The following is a 395-nucleotide window of genomic DNA, read 5'->3' as shown; positions in this document are numbered from 1 at the left end:
ATTCAAATTTCCCTTTGCGATACACAAGGCTTTTACTGCCTGGAGCAAGCCAATAATTTTGATCTGAATTTTGATTTTTGAGATACTTGAAAAAGTCTCTACTCATCCAGTCATAATAAAGATAGGAATTTTGTTTATACTCCCAATCTTTCAGAATGTTATGTGCTAAAGTATCAAGTAAAAGACCACCAATCGGTACATCCCAGTAATGTTTCCAGGCCCTCGTCATTCTACAAAGTCTTTTTAAGTTTTTCATTTATTTTTAGAATTAAACTCTGTTACCTCTGCCATTGGATTTGTTGTTTTCCAGCTTCCTCCGTTATTCGTATCTGGATATGTATAGCTAATACCATCTGTATTAATAAACCCTGGAACGATTTCAAAGCTTATTCCAT

At 34.2% G+C, this 395-nt stretch carries 1 protein-coding gene and 1 pseudogene; both read right to left on the bottom strand.

Features of this window, described 5'->3' with window-relative positions; genetic code table 11:
* Positions 1–229 (bottom strand): annotated as a pseudogene (locus RCF13_RS00190) (nucleotidyltransferase); the annotation flags it as partial.
* A gap of 23 nt (positions 230–252) precedes the next feature.
* Complete coding sequence (locus tag RCF13_RS26255; RefSeq protein ID WP_343237364.1) at positions 253–378, bottom strand: hypothetical protein; 126 nt, start codon at positions 376–378, stop codon at positions 253–255.
* Positions 379–395: the final 17 nt, after the last annotated feature.

Origin of the sequence: Stenotrophomonas maltophilia group sp. RNC7 (assembly GCF_030910085.1) — a bacterium.
Taxonomy (GTDB): Bacteria; Pseudomonadota; Gammaproteobacteria; order Xanthomonadales; family Xanthomonadaceae; genus Stenotrophomonas; species Stenotrophomonas sepilia.
The sequence above is the reverse complement of the archived record's forward strand: the minus strand, read 5'-3'. Positions and strand labels throughout refer to the sequence as shown.